10 protein-coding genes are annotated in these 21,404 nt (G+C 43.3%); 5 read left to right on the plus strand and 5 right to left on the minus strand.

The genetic code is table 11. The features are described from left to right. Positions 1-500 precede the first annotated feature (500 nt). The 4 genes from ABYU67_RS03175 to ABYU67_RS03190 all read right to left on the minus strand — a co-directional run bounded on the left by ABYU67_RS03175 (position 501) and on the right by ABYU67_RS03190 (position 7,260). The gene (locus ABYU67_RS03175; RefSeq protein WP_372843569.1) at positions 501-3,119 is read right to left on the minus strand and encodes an esterase/lipase family protein; all 2,619 of its coding nucleotides are present in this window, start codon (positions 3,117-3,119) and stop codon (positions 501-503) included. A 548-nt stretch (positions 3,120-3,667) separates the two neighbouring features. Further along, positions 3,668-4,813: a tetratricopeptide repeat protein gene (locus ABYU67_RS03180; RefSeq protein WP_372843570.1), complete on the minus strand. Its 1,146-nt coding sequence runs from the start codon at positions 4,811-4,813 to the stop codon at positions 3,668-3,670. Positions 4,814-5,058: 245 nt separating this feature from the next. After that, entirely contained in the window at positions 5,059-5,697 is a 639-nt protein-coding gene (gene coq7, locus ABYU67_RS03185; RefSeq protein ID WP_372843624.1) for a 2-polyprenyl-3-methyl-6-methoxy-1,4-benzoquinone monooxygenase, read from the minus strand. Between the two features lie 222 nt (positions 5,698-5,919). Next, complete coding sequence (locus tag ABYU67_RS03190; protein ID WP_372843571.1) at positions 5,920-7,260, minus strand: MFS transporter; 1,341 nt, start codon at positions 7,258-7,260, stop codon at positions 5,920-5,922. 450 nt (positions 7,261-7,710) lie between these two features. On the opposite strand from ABYU67_RS03190, the gene ABYU67_RS03195 reads away from it, so the two are divergent. Both ABYU67_RS03195 and ABYU67_RS03200 read left to right on the plus strand, forming a co-directional pair. Next, positions 7,711-11,019, plus strand: a complete 3,309-nt coding sequence (locus ABYU67_RS03195) for an autotransporter assembly complex family protein (RefSeq protein ID WP_372843572.1) — start codon at positions 7,711-7,713, stop codon at positions 11,017-11,019. A gap of 92 nt (positions 11,020-11,111) precedes the next feature. Further along, on the plus strand, positions 11,112-16,142 hold the full coding sequence (locus ABYU67_RS03200; protein WP_372843573.1) for a translocation/assembly module TamB domain-containing protein: 5,031 nt from the start codon (positions 11,112-11,114) through the stop codon (positions 16,140-16,142). A gap of 165 nt (positions 16,143-16,307) precedes the next feature. Here the strand turns inward: ABYU67_RS03200 and hemP are convergent, their stop codons facing one another. Then, positions 16,308-16,472, minus strand: coding sequence for a hemin uptake protein HemP (hemP, locus tag ABYU67_RS03205; protein WP_372843574.1), 165 nt, complete (start codon positions 16,470-16,472; stop codon positions 16,308-16,310). A gap of 212 nt (positions 16,473-16,684) precedes the next feature. On the opposite strand from hemP, the gene ABYU67_RS03210 reads away from it, so the two are divergent. The 3 genes from ABYU67_RS03210 to ABYU67_RS03220 all read left to right on the plus strand — a co-directional run bounded on the left by ABYU67_RS03210 (position 16,685) and on the right by ABYU67_RS03220 (position 21,225). Next, entirely contained in the window at positions 16,685-17,764 is a 1,080-nt protein-coding gene (locus tag ABYU67_RS03210) for an NUDIX domain-containing protein (RefSeq protein WP_372843575.1), read from the plus strand. Positions 17,765-18,236: 472 nt separating this feature from the next. Further along, positions 18,237-19,406, plus strand: a complete 1,170-nt coding sequence (locus ABYU67_RS03215) for a lipocalin family protein (RefSeq protein WP_372843576.1) — start codon at positions 18,237-18,239, stop codon at positions 19,404-19,406. Positions 19,407-19,779: 373 nt separating this feature from the next. Next, positions 19,780-21,225, plus strand: a complete 1,446-nt coding sequence (locus ABYU67_RS03220; protein WP_372843577.1) for a glyceraldehyde-3-phosphate dehydrogenase — start codon at positions 19,780-19,782, stop codon at positions 21,223-21,225. Positions 21,226-21,404: the final 179 nt, after the last annotated feature.

Genomic DNA, 21,404 nt, shown 5'->3' on the forward strand with positions numbered 1-21,404 from the left:
AAGCGGTTACCCTTATATTTTAGCTGAATAGCGCTTGCTTCCATGTTACGCTGAAATCATTGTTCGTAGCTGTCCGTTGATACGGATGTCAGTAGGATAATGTGTTACGAACAATAGTCAATGTAAACTGGCTATCGTTGTCATCTAGACAACACCTTATCTATGATAATCTAAGCACTACTATGTAGTTAAAGTAAATAATTTATGTCCTTATAAACTATAAGATATGTCTCTTATGGCGTTATTAATTTTTTTTCTATTTAAGCATTATGCGCTTGAGTAGGCTTACGCGCAAGTTGCTATCAAGGCATATCACATACCTATTGGTCATAAATGATTAACAATGTAATAGCGTGTGCTTCATGTTGCCGCTATTGTTAAAATAAAGTTATCAATAGATACAAAATAGTAATATAAAAACACATTTTTTAATAATGCGTTTTTATCCGATTTCTTGAAAAATTTACTATAAAAATAATCAGCTTATTGTTTACTATGAACTATTGTTGTAATTGCTGATGCAAGATACGCCGTAAGGTTAAAATCGTTTGCGGATTTTCTTGGATACTATGACCGCCATTGATCACCGTCTCAGATGCTGCCCCATCAAGATGGGCACTGGTATAAGGCACGATACCATCTGACAAACGCTCAGTTAGTGTTTGACTGATTTCCTCATTGACTGTCACAGCTGCGACCAGTGCTTCAGGTGGCAAGGCATCTGGCTTAGCAAGCACGTCTTTTGCAGTCTCTACATCAACTACATCAACCCCAGCAGCTGAAACCTCTGCATTATCTGGATTTTCAATACTACTGGTACTATTAGTCATACTGGTATCAACGGTCTCAATCTCACTATCATCCTCTTCTGCGACTGCTTGCGACAAATCAAGCTTGACGCCTGCCGGTTGCATCGCTGCCAAACCTCTTGTGATATCAGCATCGTTATTAGCGATGATCGAATGATAAGTAATGCGCTTATTGATGCTAATGTCTTTGGTTAATTGAATAAAAGAGGATTTGTCACTCAATTGACTGGCACCATTTTGCAGATACAGCGCCCCTAACGGGTTATTTGCCAAGTCACCTTTTATCGCAATGGTTGCCAAATTGTCGGTGACGGTTTTTACTAAGCCTACAGGCAGATAAATAATACGGCGTAACGCACGGGTAAACCAGCGATCAGCATAGTCAGTACCTTGGAAGGGCGATGATAAAAATACGGCCGTATCAACTTGCGGCAGCGCCTTTAATTCAAAGCGGTTGCGTAGCTCTTTATTGGTCAATGCTTGCTTGAGCATGGCGTCAACCTGACGCTGGCTGTTGTTGGCTAATAAACGGTTGTCGTCTAAGGCATCTAGGTTATTTGCCAAATTATCATCAGACAACATCATGCGCGCAATGATACCGCCCATGCTATGGCTGATAATCACGCTGTTCTTGCTGGCAAGGTTTGCGCCTGTGGGATCGGTTTGCTGATAAGTGGCGGTGATAAGTTTTTGAATTTGATAACGATTTTCTAAAATGGGCAGGTTGGTCGGATAAAAGATTTGCCATACCTGATAGTTATTACGCAATTTATCATCATTAAAAATATCGTTGGTCAAATTGACCCACGTTGCTGGACTTGATGCCAGACCATGGAGCATGATAATCACGCGCTTGTTAGGGTCATAAGGCTCAAGCATAAAGAGCTTAGGTAAGCTGGCTTCTTTTTGCCGCGTGATAAGGTTTAGATAGCCAACACCATCGAGCTGGTTTTCTGCCAACCATAAGCCATAGCCAGCAGAGAAATTGGCGGCCAGTGGATAGTCATCGCCCAAGATAGAGGCGCTCTCGCTGCGATAAGGGTTATATAAATGGATGTCGAGCTGCTCGCTACTTAGAGTGTCGAGTACACTTGTGCCAGTAGGTTTGATCAATCCCGTCATCAATAGATGCCCAGTAGGATATATGCGTGAGCTGGCGTCGTCTTCTTGAGCATTTTTTGCAGCGTTGCTTGCATTATTATTGCTCATTCTGTCATTGACCGCTTCTTGACCGATTTGTCCTGAGAGCGAAGCGAGTAATAACTGACGAATGGTGGTGGTATAGCGATCGTCCAATGATGCCACTAAGCTGATACCCAAACCCGGTCGCTTACTAATGGAGTTTAGACCCGACAAGCGCAGCTCATAAGTTGATACAAGATCTGCCAGTGCAGAATTTTTCTCATTGGCATTTTTAAGATAGTTGTTTTCATTAGGCAAATAAACGTTTAGATGGTAGTTGTCTACTTGCACCTTCATTACCTTGACTTGATCGGTCGGCTGTCCTATGAGGGGCGAGTGATTGGCAATAGCTGCAAGCTCATTACTGTCATGTATGCTGGCGTTAGCGGTCGTAGCAAGATGCTCTACTTTTACATTGCGCATCAACTGGTTCATATTGCCTGTTGATTGATAAAGCTGAGTAATAACATCGTTGCTGGCGGCATTATAAATATCTTGAGTTTGGATATCGATATCGCTTGGGATACGATTTTTTGCCCGCCCGCCACTTACCTTTTCATCAGCTCCTTCAAAATCATGCGCTAAGCTGTCATAGAATAAATAGGTATAGCTGGATTTGATGGCATCAAAGAGCCGCGCTTGATAATCTATCAAGCATAACTCTGTTTTGCTCTGCTGCATTTTAGCTTCAGCATCGTCCAAAGGCGCATTGGCATAATAGGGATCAAGCGGCGGACGGGCGAGTGCGTTGCTACAGCTTTTTGAGGTAGCAAGCTGGCGCGATTTTGCATAGTGTAGCTCTGCAAAGGCGGCCAGTGCTGGGCGATAATGCCTATTAAGCATGCTATCAGACAGCTGCGTTAAGCATAGCTCAAATTGCTGCATACAGGCTTGCTCATTAAGCCCTGCTGACAATAATAATGAGGCGGTATCACTACTAAGCTTATTGTCAGTGACAATATTGCCTCGCTGCGCCGAAATAGTCTTGGCAGATGCCTGTCTATTGACAGAGACAGTGCTACAAGCGGGCAATATCGCGATAACTGATAGCAGTGCCAATATCGCTAAAGGCTTCTTATATTGATGGGTGGCTGTTAGCGCATTATTGACAGGGTCAGCGAAAATCATAGGTAGTTCCAGTGAATAATGGACAGGCAGGTATGCTGAAACAGCACTTATCTTAGAATGAGTGTAGCGGAAGTTTGATGCTTCGACTATCGTATTTCGCGCTTTATATTCAAGTTTTGCTAAATTAGTTGGATAGGGTGCTAAAGAGAATTGCACGGCTAACAGGATTAAATAATAAAGAAGGATAGGGGACGAATAAAAAATAAAGGAAGATTGTGAGGGTAGTTTATTTTACATGGCTCACATGCCTTTATCTTGTGTGCCTTTATATTGGATACAAAAAAAACGCCTTATTATATTGCTGTGTGCTCAATATAAAAAAGGCGCTAGATTTTTGATTTTTAACTATAGTCGATTCCAAATAAAATAGATACGCCATACTGTAACGCGGAACTGGGATAAACTTTTCTGGCTTGCTGTGCCTACGCCGACAGAGGCTGCGTAAAATTTATCCCTGTCCCACTGTATCGTTTTAATACTGAATTCACTATATTTTTATCTAATGTTGATGACGTATTTATCATACGTCACCCTCATAAGGTTTTGACTTACATATTTGGTTTGATGTTTGATGCTGGGATATCCCAAATATAAAATTTACCATCTTCGATTAGCTTGATTTGCTGACGGATAACCGTATTGTCTGGGACTGTCTGCTCCAAACGACGTAAACGCTCTAGCGCTTTTTCACGGCGATCACTCAAGACATCCGACTGTGCTAGGCTTTGCTCTGCTTCGGTATAGCCTAAGCTAACCGCTTGATCAAGATACTTTTGACCTTCTTTAAAACCGCCGCCTTCTGAGAGCATCATACCGTAGATAAAGTTGGCTTCACCACTATCTGGTTTGAGTTTGATGGCACGGTCAATATACTGCCCACCGCGTACCGTGTATTCCGACCCTAAATCTAAGTTACGTCCCATACCATTGAGCTTAGCTGCACGCAGTAACACATCGTAAGACGCATTAGGCGATTTGGCATAAGGCTCAATCCAGTCGGTTAGTACTTTAATTTTTTCACGCGCGTAATGACGCTGGGTGCGGTTGGGAAAGTTTGGTGGATAATGACGCGCATAGGGTGATGTTTCTTTAATAAAATCATCGAGTAAACTGACATCCAGTTTGTCTGTACCAAGACCAGTTTGCTGCGCAATTAAAGTAGTGGGTACAAAGCTGATGTCTGAAATTTGTACCTGCGGCGTTGGGATGTTTGATAGCTGACCACCACGCAAGTCAATACCCGTTGCAACGATAGGTCCACGCTCATACACTCGCGTTGTTCCTGTAAGCTCAGTATTTTGATTGGGTTGGACGGCTTGATTTTGAGCACTGTTTTGCGGCGCACGCACAGGCTGTATATTATGCGTTTGAGTGTTATTAACTTGGGCGCTGCTTTGTTGGCTAGCATTGAGATTTGCTTGAGCACTTACATCTACAGCGGTACTTGCTGCTACTGCTGGTTGAGCGGTTGTAAGCTGAACAGCGTTAACAGCGGCATTTGGTCTAGCAAGACGAATCACACGCTTGCTTGAGTCGACGGCGCTTGGCACAGCGGCATTTGCGGTAGCTGAAGCATCTGCTTCGGCAGCATTTACAGGCGCAGACAACATCATGGCACAAGCGGCAGCCAAGGCGGTTAAAGTCGCAAACTTAGGCGATTTTTGAGTGTGGGTTGGTTGACTGATGTCGTTCATAAAGATAGTTACCTTATTTAATATTTAATCGTTGTTTGGTCTATTTGGTCGTTATCGATAAACCCAGTGCTTGATAGCGGCGTGATATCGATATCGTACCCATACAGTGACAGAACAGTGACGGAAAAAAATCGTACAAATTTTTTATACCCTAGCAAATTAATCTTAATACGAACAGTAGTAGGAGTGTTAAGAGACATTACTGAGGCAGTTTTTGTTGCCCTATGGTGGTCAAAACAACTCGGTTAAAAATGATAAGCCGTGGCTTTCATGCGGTTTGCCATCCAGCGCATAGTATGGCGCATGAGTGGCGATAGTGCAGCGCCACCACTAGCGAGTGCCAGCTCACGATGATGTAATTCTTCGCTATCCATTTGTGCCAATATCTCTTTTGAGCGCTGATCTTGCGGGGGCAGTTGTCCAATATGATCTTGTAAATGCTCACTAACTTGCGCTTCTGTTTCAGCGACAAATCCTAAGCTAAACTCATTAGAGATAGCACCAGCGACTGCGCCAAGACCAAAAGACATACCATACCATAGGGGCGTAAACACACTTGGATGGCTACCAAGCTCGCTTAGACGTGTCTCGCACCAGACCAGATGATCGACTTCTTCTTCAGCAGATTGCTGCATGGCTTGTTTGACACTATCATCTTTTGCTGTAAAGGCTTGCCCATGATACAGCCCTTGCGCACATACTTCTCCGGTATGATTGATACGCATCAGCCCTGCAACGTGCCGTGATTCTGTGATACTCAGCTCAGGAATCTCATCACTACTCACAGGTAGCGGACGGGTACTCGGGTTGGAATGCGGTACGACCGCTCGCAGTGCCTTGTCTACCCCAAGCAACAAATGGTCGATTTTAGATAAGGGACGCAAAGCCATGATTCACTCCTGATGGCAATTATTGGTTATGAATGACGTAATGACGTGTTGCTATGGGCTTTTAAAGCTTTGCAGCGACTACTATTTATACTACTCAATTTTAGCGCTTACTATAGCAAACAATATCAACGCTCGGCATTATAATAATACTGTACTCAGCAATCGATTGATAATGACAAGTGTTATGCATACTATCGGCTCAAATTTTCAAACCCTTTAATCATGCCTATTTAGCGGATCATCATGAGTTTGGATGCTGGCATATTTGATGTGTTTGTTGAGCTTCATGTATAAAAATATTCCAAAGGCAATATTGAGTAAGCCTGTAACAAGAAATAACTGCGGTAGTGACATCCCTAAGCTATTTAATACCACGATAGAAAAAATCGCTGAACCAACCATAAATATGGCGTTGAAGATATTGTTGGCACCAACGATGCGCGCCCGATGGCTTTTGGGCGCATAAGCCTGCATAGATGCATATAAAGGGACGATATATAAGCCGCCACTAAAGCCCAAAAAGAATAAATCGACAAACACACGCCAGCTACCAGAGATGGCAAATAATCCGCTCACACCGATTAAAGTCTCAGTATTCCCATTTATTGACAATCCAGATAGTGAAAAATACAAATCGATCGCAAAGATACTCAAACCGGCGATACCAAAGGGTAATAAACGTAAGCTGACCTGATTTTTAGTGAGCCTTTTACACAGCAATGAGCCGATAGACACCCCGACGGAAAATAAAGTCAGTAGGAAAATCACCACTGACTCATCGCCGTGCAAAAGCACTTTGCTAAATTCAGGTGTTTGGGTCAAAAAAGTGGCGCCATAAAACCAAAACCAGCTATTGCCCAAGATAACAAAAAATAAAAACCGTAACGAATATAAATAGCGTACCGTTGATACACTGGTGGTAAAGATATTCCAATTGACCTTTAGATCAGGTTGCATCGCTGGCATAGTGGGTATAGAGCGGGCGGAAAAATACCCTAATATCGCAATGACTAAGACGGTCAGACTGATCCAATATAGCGGCTGTGGCACTTGGGTTAGGATACCCGCCATAATCATACCGAGTAATATGGCAAGTGACGTACCCATCTGAAACAGACCATTGGCACCCACCAATTCATCCTCTTGCATCGCTTGGGGTAAATAGGCATATTTGATCGGTCCAAAAAAGGTAGATTGTGTGCCCATCAAAAACAAGGCGACAAATAATAAGGCATACCACTCAAATACAAAACCCACTGCCGCAATCACCATAATGGACAGCTCAAGCAGCTTGGTCAAACGGGTCAATTTAGACTTTTCAAACTTATCAGCGATTTGTCCTGCCAGCGCTGAAAATAAAAAATACGGCAAAATAAATAACATAGCCGCTAAGTTATTTAAAATACTGACCTCAACGCCGAGCTGACTTGCCGCTGTGTAGGTCAGAACCAGTATCAGGGCTTGCTTAAAAATATTGTCATTAAACGCCCCCAAAAACTGAGTAAAAAACATGGCGCTAAAACGGCGGCGCTTAAATAACTGAAACTGATTGGCCATGAAAATTCCTACAAATAGGTCAAGACAAGTAAAAGTGAAGCAAAGCAGAGTAAAGTCGTTATCAGTATTATGATAATTATCAACGCTATCAAAAACTTAACTAAATATGGCATAGGTTTTATCAATGTTAAGCCGTATAATAGCAAGGCTTTGGCAAAAATACATACGTCCAATGCTATGATTTCATAATTAACTAAGTTATGATTTGTAAATTTTAGCCGACTAAATCCTAATAGAGTGACGCGTAGCAAAGGTTCGTCAGCGCCAAAATGCTCTGAGGTAAGAAATGTTTTATATACTAATGCTTCAGTGGTAGGCTAAATCGTCAGATAAATAAGTTGGCAGTTAAAAAATAGCTTGAGCGCATTACGATGGTTATCATCACTGTATTTACCGTCAAGCTCTAGCAGTCGTCAGCATCAGCAACCTTGCACTGGTGAGGGAATAGGAATGAATATGAAACATCAGCCTTCAATGCCAGCGCATAAGTTGCCTGAGCTCTTAGATTGCCAAAATAGGGCAATCAAATTTGGAGCGACGAGCAAAGCTTATGATGTCCCCCGTCTCCGTTTTACCCGTACCGCGCTTTTTAGTGCATTGACCACAAGTTTAGTTGGCTTTGGCTGTGGTTTTGCCCCTGCTGCTGTTGCCGCTACTGCTGATGTCAATAATGGTACTACAAACAGCCAAATAACGGCAAAGACTGCCACAGCGCCATCGCCAAAAACTTCCAAAGCATCTGTTTCTGCTGGGGATAGTGAACTGGATTTAGCCTTAGATGCGCTGCGCCTAAAAAAAGCGGTCGAACAAGGTATTATCGAGCAGTCCGTATTGGATGATTATAGCGAGCAAACATTAGGTATCAAGAAGCCAAACACGAAAAACTCAGCTAGCACGCCTGATAATAATTTTGATGATGTTCAAACGTTTGAGACAAATCAAGACCTAGAGCAGCAAGCTGCCGCGATCCAGCAGCAGGGCTATCAGATGATGACCCCTGCAGAGATTGATCGAGAGCTTGCGGCTATGGATAGTCAAAACGCGCAAGATATCGATAGAATTGGCAATGGCAATAACAATGGTTTTAATGCACCAATCGCTACCTTAGACGATCGCACGCCGCCGATCGGGTTAGATGTAGCGCTAGATGCGTCCAATCTGCCGACCCCTAGTAATTTAGACACATTGGGTATCAATGAAAGCGCTGCTGAGCAAGCTGAAACTGCAGAGATCATGGCGCGTCCTATTACGGTTAGTGATGCTGTCAGTAGTGGTAATACCGGTGCGATGATGGATAACGATATGTTAGTCAACGTCAATCAAGCAAACACTACAGAAAACTCGATCAATCCTGATGACTATTTGCCAGATTATCAAAACGACACCGAAGCTGTTAGCGAAAGTATCGAGCAAGCCAAAACGCCAAGCCCGATAGCACGTAACAAAGGCAATATCGTTAAGCGTCTCTATAATCGGTTGTTTAATTCAGGCTCATTGGCGCTACCACATGTAGATACTACGATTTACTTACAACAAGCCGCAGCTAACAGCACTAATAAGGCTGCTAAGCCAAAACTGATCAAAGCTGATGATGATGTGCAGCCTATTAAGAATATCAAGGCGGCGCTTGATGATACCACTGTACAGTCTGTCGTTGATTTTACAGCGGCACTACCGCGTTTACGCCAAACCGCATTGGATGCTGCAAAAGCAGTGGGTTATTACGATGTGACCTTGCGTCTAAGACAGCCTTATACAGATACGATTGATGTCATCATTGAAAGTCTTGGTGAGCCAGTACGCGTTGATAGCCGTATTGTCGACATTCGCGGTGCAGGCAGTGAGCAAAAGGAGTTCGCTGAGCTTGAAAAAGATCTGCCACCAAAAGAAGGCGATATCTTTAACCACCGCGTCTATAAAGACAGCAAAGCTGCCCTTGAGTCGCTCAGTAATACTTACGGTTACTTTGACCAGTATTGGTTAAATAAATCGGTCGATATTATCTTACCTGATAACACAGCGGATGTTTCGCTGGTTTACAATACTGGCGATCGTTACGAGTTTGATGACGTGGTGTTTTTTACTTATGATAAAGAATCAGGCACACTGACCCGTGACCCGGCAAAACTGCCCGTTGAATTGTCCTTGTTAAGACAGTTATTTGATTTTAAAGAGGGCGATCCGTTTTATCGTCCTGCGGTGACCAAGTTTAGTAACGATTTATCGGCAACCCGTTATTTTAATACCATCAACGTTGAGTCGATTTTGCCGCCCGATGAGCGCACCGAAAGTGCTACCCTAGCATTTGATAACTCACCAAATGCTGGTACTGCGATTGAAACCACAGATGATGATGTGGGCAATGCTGCTAATGCGCGCCAAATAGAAGGTGTGAGCAATGATGGCGAGCTTTATATCAATAGTGGAGAAAAGGTAAATGCAGCTGATATCGCCGCTATCGAGTTTGAAGCCGATGAAGAGACGCTTGAGAAGCTGCAGGCGATCAAACGAAAAGCTGAACGCTTAAGCCGTTTGCCAAATGATCGGGTGCTGGATGAAAAAGACCAAGATTCAAGCAGTATCTTAGGCAAAATCAGTGATGCTATTAGTGACATTGCACAAAAAATATTCCCTGATGAGAAAAGTATACTGGCGGATGAGAACTTTGTACCGCCAACATTGGCAGGGCGTAAAACACCGCAAGAAGTATTAGAGAGTAAAAAAGTCCCCCTATACGTGTTCGTGGCGGCGAATAAACCGCGTGATGCTCAGGTGGGTATCGGTTATGGGACAGATACGGGCGTCCGTGCAACCGCAAAAATAGATTATAATCTGCTCAATCGTAAAGGCTATCAGGCAGGACTTGAGACAGAAGTTTCAAGAATTACCAAAAATGTCGGTGTCTATGCTAGCAGACCATGGAAACACCCTTTGAATGACAAGCTTGAAGCAAGTTTGACTTATGAAGAAGAGGCGATTAATCAAGGCGAAGGCAATTTTGATTTGTCTACCAAAACGCTAAAAGGGTCGCTGGCGCGTAATATCCGCCGCGATACAGGCTGGAATCGCAGCTACTCTCTGCGCTACCGTTTAGATGAGCTAGAAACGGGTATAGAGGATGAAGCACAGTTAAATGAGCTTCCTATTCGCTTTACGTCTTCAAAGCCTAGACAACAAGCTTTATTGCTTGGTTATGGCATCAGTAAGACAGATGTAGATAGTGCAACCAATCCAACTAGCGGTATCCGCCAGTATTATTCGATTGAAGCGGGTGCTGATAAAGCGCTTAGCGATACCAATCTGGCAATCGCTCGCGCTGGCGTCAGCGGTATTTATAGTTTTGGTGCTGATGATAAGCATCAAGTGCTTGGCAGTATCAATACCGGTTATATTTGGGCAGATGACTTTAATGAGGTGCCTTATAAGCTGCGCTTCTTTGCTGGTGGTGACCAAAGTATCCGTGGTTATGACTACGAAAGCTTGTCGCCACTAGATAAAGGCTATCTGACCGGTGGACAAATCCTCGCGGTTGGTAGTGCAGAATATAACTATGAGTTTAAACCCGGCTTTCGCGGTGCTGTTTTTACCGATATTGGTAACGCTTATGACAAAGACTTTGAGACAGATACCAAAGTCGGCGTCGGCGTCGGTATCCGCTGGGCATCGCCCGTTGGCGTCGTGCGCGTCGATGTCGCGGCTGGCGTAACAGAAGAGAGCATCCCAGTCAGATTGCATCTGTTTATTGGCTCTCCTTTATAAAGATATATTTTTTATAGAGATATATAAGTAAAACCCTTGTATTTTTTATTCTAGCGATTGCTGGTAATCATTTGTTAACGTAGCTGAGTGTCATGTCGACCAAAAATACCTTGCCTAATAAGCCATTAGATGAAGATCCAGCACAACGAGATGCCCGCGCCGTAAGACGTTGGTATCCATTGTCATTCGTGCTCAAATTGCTGGTACTGATTCTTATCGTGCTAGCAATTATGTTTGCTATCTTCTTATATGCGGCAGGTACTGAGTCGGGCACTAAGTTTATCTTAGAGAAAATCAGTGCAGAAACCGGTATTGATTTTAAATACGGTAGCGGCAATCTGCGCGATGGTTTGTGGCTTACTGATATCGATGTGGTTGCCAATGAAGATCTTGAGATATTGGTGGATAAAGCTTATGTCAAAATAGGTTGGCGCGCCATCTTCGCTAAAGAAGTACATTTGCGGGATGCAGACATACAAACCATTGAAATTATCAATAAAAAACCCCCAACCGGTGAAGCATTCGATTATAGAACCTTAAGCTTACCGGTCAATCTGCGTTTTGATTATGCCAAAGTAAAAACCATCGTTTATAAACAAGTCACCCGTGACCCTATTGTTGTGCACGATATTGAAGCCCGTGATTTGACTTGGGTTGGCAGTATGGTGACGGTTGGCCGCGGTCGTTTGCAATATGGCGATATTGTCAAAGTCAGCGCTTTGGAGGGTCATGCCGATTTACAGGGCGATTATCCGTTAGATTTGAGTGCGATTGTAGAGGTCAGCGCTCTAGAAAAAGCCTACATTGATCCCCTAAATATCACCGCTACAGGCACCTTAAAGCGCACCGTTGGTAAGGTTAGTAGCCGCTACAATGATGGTGCGGTCAATGGTGACTTTGTGGTGCAAGGTCTAGATCCTGACGCACCGTTTCAGGCAAAACTTGAATGGGATGATATTCTAATTCCTTATGCGGACAGTCAGAACATTCACTTAAAAAATGGTATGGCGACCGCATCCGGTGTTCTATCAGAGGTGCGCTTGCGGATTAATACTGACTTGAGCGCAAAAGATATTCCTTCAGGGCATTATCAAGGACGCGCTATTCTTGCCAATCGTCAGCTACGTGTTGATCGCTTAGATGCAGATGTGGCCGCTGGCAACTTGATATTGCAAGGTATCTTGGATTGGAACAGCAGCTTTGATGCAAAGGTAAGAGCAAGCGGCAGCAATTTTGATGTGCGCCGCGTCATTCCGAAGCAATATGCGGACTTTAGAGTATATGCACCGAAAAAGTTAAACGGCCGTTTATCCGTTCATTATCAGCATAAAAACACTGCCGGTAATATGGAAATGGATGCCGCGTTACGTCAGCGTGATGGCGAGCAAATTAATGCCAATATTGTCCGTGGCAAAACCTCAGTCAAATCTAAACAAACTGCCCCTTTGTATATTGATGCAAAATGGCAGAACCTTGTGCGTAAAAATATCCCTAATATTGGCAACATCAATAGCCTTCGTGGGCAAGCAAAGGTAATTGTCCGTGGCTCAAACCTCTCTGTCGATGGTAAGGCGGTTATTAATGAGCTAAATGCTGCGCCTAAGGGCAATTATGATGTACGTCTCCGTAAAGCGGGTAACATCATCGATATTAACCGTCTTAACTACAAAGGCGTAGTCGGCGATTTATCGGGAACAGGTCAGATTCAACTGGCAAATAAAAAACGTCCGCTTACGTGGCAGATTGATGCCCGCACCAATGGCTTATTGCCCAAAAAATACCGCAGCGACATACCACTTGAGCGCCTAACTGGGCGTATCAGTGCTCGCGGGCGTATGCTCAATATCACAAAAAACCGTGTCAAAGGTCAGCGGCATATTATTAGTTTTAATAATACGGCTTTGCAGGCACAGTTGGATGCCACGCAAAAAGGTCGTGGTATTGGCATTACGGGTGGCGGCGATGCCAGTGTTGATATTATCGGCGGTAAGCTGTCGGTTTTTGATGCGCGTTTTGATGGTCAAATTGATACGGCTGATATACCAAAAGGTCGCTTATCCATCGATGCCGCTGGTACGCCCGATCTGATCAGCGTTCGCAAGTTAAATTATAATGGTGAAGCAGGCGCGGTCAAAGCCAGAGGTGTCATTGACCTACGTAACAATATCGGCTGGACGCTAGATGGGCGCTTTGATAAATTTAATGTCGGTTATTTCTTGCCCAACAATGCCGCCATTATCAGTGGTGATCTAAAAACCAGTGGTGAGTGGCAAAGTCCGCCTAAGAACAATGCTAACAATGCTAACAATGCTAACAATGCTAACAATGCTAAGGCAAAAGGCGTACTGAAAAACTTCGTTGTAAACTTTGATGGGGTGTTAGACGCTGAGCGATTGCCAGCAGGCAAGCTGACTATCGATGCCAGTGGTAATGCTCAGATCATTCGCATCAAGCGTTTGCGACATGTGGGCGCAGCAGGCAGTATCGATGCTAAAGGTAGCATTGATATGCGCCAAGGTCTTGCTTGGGATATTGATGCGGTCATGGATCGCTTTAATTTGGGTTATTTCTTCAAGGATATACCGAGTACGATTACCGGCACTATTGATACCAGTGGCCGTTGGGGCGATACCCAGCAGACGATTGATATCAAACAGGTCAATTTGAGTGGGATGTTAAAAGGTCAAGCGCTTAGCGCCAAAGGCAGCTTGACGGCAAAACTGCATTTACCAAAAGACTTGGCGAGCTATTTTCAACGTTTGCAAAAGCAAGATGCGCAGGCACAATATAAGCAAGTTAACGCCTTAATCGAAAGCCTAAATGCCAATAATTTGGTACTGCGTTGGGGTGATAATTATATCACTGCTAATGGTAACGCCAAACAGCTACAAGCTAAAATCAATATCACAAGCCTTGACCAGCTCTCAGACAAGTTAGGTGGTAAAGTCTCGGGCGGCGCTACCTTATCACAGCCAGCGGGACAAGCATTGCCGACTATCTATGTTGATTTGGTTGGCGAGCGCATTACGCTACCGGGCTTTATCTTACGTCAAGGTCGCATACGTGGCAAACTGGTTAACTTGGCAAACAGTCCAAGCCAGTTTATTGTCACCGCCGAAGGCTTAGAGGCTGGTGGGCAAAGTTTTAAAAACCTTAGTGCAACCTTTAATGGTACTGAAAAAGCTCATCTGGTTGATTTAGATTTGGCGAATGAGAAGCTTGATATCTCAGCAAGGCTTAAGGGTGGCTTTAATCGAGATAAGCTCAGTTGGTCAGGTGTTATTGGCAAAGGTCAAGTTAAATCCAAATATGCCACCCTAAATCAATTGCAGCCAGCGCAGCTGATTGTTAATTTGCCTAAGAAACAAGGTAAAAACAGCACAGAGTTAAAAGTACAGCTGGCAGCACATTGTTGGCAAGCGACTGACCAAACAGGCAAATTGTGTTTACGTGAAAACCTTATCGCTTCAGCTGCCAGTGGACAAGTTGATCTGGCAATACAAAAACTAGACACCTCGCTATTTTCGGCGTTTTTACCAAAAGATATCGATTGGCATGGCAAGATTAATGGTAAAGCAATTATTGGCTGGCAACGTGGTCGACCACCAACGATCAATACCACGCTGTATTCTGACAACGGTAAGATTGGTTTGATTCAAGACGGTGATAGCTTGCCGGTTACTTTACCTTATAAGCGTATCTCGCTCATTGCGGTGTCGGTACCAAATGGTCTAAAAATACGCTCAGATATCAATACGGGCGGCGGTGCTCGTGGTTACGCAGAAGTGATCGTCGATCCGTATAAGACGCCCAAACCTATCTCCGGTGCGCTTGTGCTAAATGAGCTTAATTTGGCTATTTTTAAACCTTTCTTCCCTGGTATGCGCGTGCTCGAAGGTAATATCACTATGGCAGGCGGTTTGGGCGGTACACTGGATAAGCCACAGTTTTATGGCGATGTGAAGTTAGCGAATGGTCGCATGGCCATGCTTGATTTGCCTGTCAATTTGAGAAAAGTGAATGCTACTGCCAAAATCCGTGGTACTCAAGCAACGATCGATGGCATGTTCAATAGTGGCACAGGTAAAGGGGTCGTTACTGGTACTGTCGATTGGCAGCAAAAGTTACAGGCTAAGCTGAGTATTGAGGGTAAAGGGCTGATATTGACCCAGCCGCCATTATTGGTGGCGAGTGTTGACCCTGATATCGATATTATCGTGCGTCCTGCCGATCGCTACGTTAATATTACTGGGGCAGTCAGTGTGCCATCAGCGACCATTCGTCCGCCAGAGGCTAGTGAAGACATCATTACTCAGACCGAGGACGCTGTCGTACTTGATCGTCGTCTTATCGGCAATATTGATGAGGTTTTGGCTATCTCAAAACCTTGGTCAATCAATGCTGATATCGGTATCGATTTGGGTAATGATATTAACTTCCGAGGTTTTGGTGCAGTGATTCCTCTAGCAGGTGCCATACATGTCACGCAAAGCGGTACAGGCATCATGCGTGCAAAAGGCGTGGTACAGGTCTCACGTCGTACCAATATTAATGCTTTTGGTCAAAACCTTGAGCTTAATTATGGTCAAGCACGCTTTAACGGCGATGTGATGAAACCGAATCTAAGTATCGAAGCGGTCAAAAATATCAGCGGTAAAACAGTGGGTGTCCGTGTCAAAGGCAATACTGAAAGCCCTAATATTATTGTTTTCAATAATGCAGGACTGACGCAGCAGCAGGCGATGAATGCCTTGATTACGGGTCGTATTAATAATCAAAGCGCCACTCAAATCAGTGAGCAAGGCTTTAAATCGCAAGTTACCAATAACTTGGCGGCCGCCGGACTTAGCTTTGGACTGAGCGGTACCCGTAATTTGACCAATCAGATCGGTCAAGCGTTTGGCTTCCAAAGCTTAACGGTTGATGCTTCAGGCAGCAGTGAAGATACCAATGTCAATGTCACCGGTTATGTGACCCCTGACTTATATATCCGCTATGGGGTGGGTGTCTTTAATGCGCAAAACAGCTTATCGATACGTTACCAGTTGACCCGCCGTATCTATGTAGAGGCAACGTCAGCGGCTGAAAATGCTGTGGATGTGGTTTATAGTTGGCAGTTCTAAAAGTTGTACTTAAAGAGCTACTTTTATAGATGCTGTGACTTTAGTAGATAGGCAGTTGGAGAGATTAGTTGACTAAAAAAACTGCCTATAAACTCGTCCTTTATCGATATTTAATCAAAAAAACGCCTTTATAAAAAGGCGTTTTTTTATGAGCATTAAGAGGATTTATTTGGTTAAAATCAATCGATTATTACGCGTTAAGCGTAGGCGATATTCTTCGCCTTCATGTTCAATACGTACCTCCTTAGTCAAAGCAAACAAGTGCTGTGATTGTAAAGTAGGCAGACGATTTTCGCGAAAGTTCAAATGACGAGAGGTAACCAGACTCATGGTAAATTCCTTTTGATAGCAAAGTAGCAAATATTCAAACCAATAAAGATAGATAGAAGACAATCTATTAACGATAATAATTATCATTTAGATTGGATTATTTTGCAAGCAAATTTATAAAATAAATGACAGCGATTATGTAAACTTATCTAACTGCTTTTTTATTCAATTATTCTTAACCATTAAAATTAGCAGCATCAAAGGAAAATAGGATGACAATCAGGCAAAGTAACGCGATAACGAACACTTCAATAACGACCGTCAATGTGGCGGTTGCTGTGATTCATTATCAAGATCAGTATCTACTAGGATTTAGGGCGGTGGCTCAGCACCAAGGCAACCGTTATGAGTTTGTAGGCGGGAAGATTGACGCTCATGAAACCGCAACACAAGCGCTGATACGAGAAGTTGCTGAAGAGACAGGTATAGATATTAAAAGCAATACGGCAGTTAAACTGGGGCGACTGCATCATGACTATGGTGATAAGCAGGTCTGCTTACAGGTTTACCGTATCGAAGTGACCGCACAACAATATACGCAATATAAAAATCTCAGCTATGGGCTAGAAGGACAAAAGCTAACATGGGTAGAGAAGGCCGAGCTACTAGCAGGACATTATGATTTACCCGCTGCCAATAAGACAATCCTTGCATGGTTACAGTTGCCTATGCAGATAACAGTAACGTATCCACTATCGCATTTTGATAATGTCCCTTATCCTATGGAAGCATGGGAACAGTACCATCAAGAGCACCTAACGGCTCACGCTTGGGTTTATATACGCACGAAAGCAGCAGGGGCACAAAGCAGCATCAAGCAGCTGTTACAACGACGCCCTGATATTAAGGCCATTGTTCCTAGTGATACTGATTGCCATGATTTAGAGCCCATAGCAATAAGTAGTCAAGTCTTAGCAGCGCATTTAACACAGACACAGCTTATGCAATACTCAGGCAGCGTCGCTGAGCCTATGTCGCACTCAGCCTTGTCTACAAGCTTGCCATTAATCGTCAGCTGTCATGATGCAGATAGTATCACTGCTGCCAATCAGCTGGCGTATGCTCGATTGCAGCAACAGCTGCCGCCCATTATCGGTATTTTTTTGGCACCCGTTGAGTGCACGCAAACCCATCCCGATACGCCGCCATTAGGTTGGGAGGCGTGGTCAGAATTAGCAGAATTAGCAGATATGCCCGTTATTGGCTTAGGCGGTCTATCACCTATGAGTTATAAACAAGCCGTGCTACATGGAGGCAGTGCAGTTGCTGGTATTCGTGAGTTTTTAAAATAGTTTCTAGTGGTATGAGTATACTTTTAGGTATTACACTTCCATCTAAGTACTGCCATCTAAGCACTATCAGCTAAACACTGCTAGAACCAGCGCATCATGGAGCAAATAACAAATTTCTTAGAAAAAAAGTGCTAGATAAGTGATTGATTTGGAGGTTGTTTATCGGTTAAGAAAAATGTAACTTCTCATATCTTATAAACAGAATTACTTACAAACCGTTGCGTTTTCCTACATTGCTACACTGTTTTGAATAGGGCTTTGCCATTATCATGAATCATTAATTATCAAAGGGCGCTCAATCAAACTTTATATAGATTATCTACTTACTGAAGACTCTTGACGACAATAATTAATGGTGGCAGCTTTCAAATTTCAAAGTTGTCATTATTTTATTTCCCCAACAGATAATCTTCTAAATAGATTAAGTAGATAGAGTGTTCCTAATAATCCCTATCAATAAAATGGTATCCCTATGAAAACCAATAAGTTACCTAATGCAGCATGGTCTGATGCTGAGGCAGCTGGTTCTCAATCGCCACATACTGAGCAGCTACCTACGTATCAAATGAATAATGATGAGGCAATACTGGCTCGTAACATTGACCGTGCTAGTAATGATGCCAGTTATAACCATGTAAGCTGTAATGATGAATATGCAGAGAGTCTGATACAAGATCTGCCTCAACATAATATGTTTTTTGGCTATAAAAGTGTCAAAAAAACCACGATAGGCTCGCTAAAATCTAGTGACATTGATATTACTGATGAATCTAATGACATTGATATTACTGATAGCACTAACAATAATGATAGCAACGATTTTTCAGACAGTGCGATTAAAGCCAATTCTGTTAATTCAAATGTTTTTGAGGAGTTTGAGCAGTCATTAGTCAAACCTTCTAAGTGTCTATCTCCTAAAAACACAGACAGCACTGTAGAGATACCGGAGCGCATATTTATGAACGGACTTATTAAGCATACGGGTATAGCTTTGGCCATTATTATTCCATTGGCTGCGTTTTCAGCGTATGCGGCGACACCACCAGTCACTGCGACTGCTGATAGAGCGGCTACAGTCACGACGGATAGAATGACCACAAAGACGTTGTTAATTAAGCCAAGTGATATCATTCATAAGTCTGCAAGCACACCGACTACAGTAGATAGTGTTGATCTAAAAAAGTACGCCGGAACTTGGTATGAGATCGGCCGTTTGCCCATGTATTTTCAGCGCAATTGTGCCAGTGATGTTACGGCGACTTATACTGAAAAAACTGACGGCTCAGGCATTATAGTGACCAATAAATGCGTAGAACAAGACGGCTCTGGTATTGTTGCTGATGGCTTAGCTAAACCAGTTGATAGCACAGGCAGTAAATTAAAGGTCACATTCTTACCGTCTTGGATACGTTGGTTGCCCGTTGGCCGTGCCGATTATTGGGTACTAGCACGCGATGCTGATTACAAGACTGCTTTAGTAGGGACGCCTGATAAAAAATATTTATGGTTATTGGCGCGTTCGCCAAATGTAAGTCAAGAAACTTACGGCAAATACCGTCAAATTGCCCAGCAACAGGGTTATAACCTAAAAGAATTTAAGTTAACCCCGCAAAGTAAGCAGACAGTAAGCCTGTATCCGTAATCTGCATTATTTACTAGTTTGCCAATCTAATATTACTAGTTTGCTAGATACTGGATTAAATGGTAGTGTCGCTCTATCATCCACCATTTGATAATGGCAATCACCAACAATCAATCAGGCAGCATATATAGCTGCCTTTATTTTTATAATAACTGGTATAACTCAATAAAACGCGTTATAAGCGTTAGCAGATCGGTTATCACTGGCAAAATAGGCCGTTTTAGGCTAAAATCTAGGCGATCTCAATACTCTACCTCAATAACTGACACCGATACTGTGCGGTTGCTACACTAGAGTGATTGTTTAGACCACATATAACCTACCTAATCTGTATTCTCTATAATTTATTGATCACACATTACTGACCATAAGGATGTTTCTCGTGAGCAACGCTGATACCTTACGCCAATTACATCAAGACCACTTAAGCAACTATAATAATCAAGAGCAACAAGCGATTGAGCTGATGGGGCTATTGAACAAGCTCTATAACGAGCAAGACGTACAAGTGACCTTGTTCGGTGACACGTTAAATACGACGTCAGTTGGTCAAATATTGGCATTGCACCAAAAAGTAGCGCTGCGTAACCAAGACGCTAAATCTATTGCTATCGCTGACACCTTAGCTATGGTTAAAGCGCTAGCGGCTAACGATAAGCTTCAGTCTGCGCAGGTTGATGTTGGTCAATTAATTGCTAATGACAGCGATTTACAAGCAGCACTTCAGGCAGTGAACACTGATGCCACGACTACCAATGCAGCGACTGATGTTGTGCTATACGGTTTTGGTCGTATTGGCCGTATCTTAACTCGCTTGCTATTATCACAAGCATCAAGCGCCAAAGGCATACAGCTAAAGGCCATCGTCGTACGTCCTGCAGCAGCAGGCGACTTGGCCAAGCGCGCCTCATTGCTAGAGCGTGATTCGATTCATGGTAGCTTTGCTGGTGGCGTGGTGGTTGATGATGAAAACAATGGCTTGATTATTAATGGTCGCTTTGTGCAAGTCATCTATGCTAAAGACCCAAGCGAGATTGATTATACAGCTTACGGTATCAATGATGCGTTAGTGATTGATAACACGGGTATCTGGAAAGACGAAGCAGGCCTTGGTAAGCATTTGCAATCGACTGGTGTGAAAAAAGTACTATTAACAGCACCAGCTGGTGGTGAGATTAAGAACGTTGTTTATGGTGTAAACAATGATACGGTTGGTGAAGATACCATCGTCAGTGCGGCAAGCTGTACCACCAACGCCATTACCCCAACATTAAAAGTCTTAAATGACGAGTACGGTATTGAAAACGGTCACGTTGAAACCATTCACTCATTCACAAATGATCAAAACCTCATTGATAACTATCATAAAGCGGATCGCCGTGGCCGTAGTGCGGTATTGAATATGGTTATTACCAGTACCGGTGCTGCCAAAGCCGTTGGCAAAGCGCTACCAGAACTGAGCGGTAAACTCACAGGTAATGCCATCCGTGTACCGACGCCAAACGTCAGCTTAGCGATTTTGAACTTAAATCTTAAAACAGCCCCAGCTAGTGCTGATGCATTGAACGAATTTATGCGCAAGGTATCTAATAGCAGTCAGTGGCAAACACAGATTGCTTATACTGATTCGACAGAAGCGGTGTCGACTGACTTTGTTGGTGATACGCATGTGGGTATCATTGATGCACAAGCGACTATTTTGACAGACAATCATGCCATCGTTTATATTTGGTATGATAACGAAGTGGGCTACAGCACTCAGGTATTACGCTTAGCCACACAGATGGCTGGTATTAGCTACGCACAGATTCCAGCATAAAGGGTCTGTACAGCAGTCGTGATGTTTGAAGCCAATATATACCGCACCCGATAGTCCAATTGGTTATCGGGTGTTATTGTCATAAATAAAGCAATGATATAGCACAATATAGACGAGAGACTTCCATTTTCAAAAGATAATATAGGTAAATGATGCCGTATATGGCTGCTATTTTGCTT

This window comes from Psychrobacter sp. (assembly GCF_041554015.1).
In the GTDB taxonomy this organism is placed as follows: domain Bacteria; phylum Pseudomonadota; class Gammaproteobacteria; order Pseudomonadales; family Moraxellaceae; genus Psychrobacter.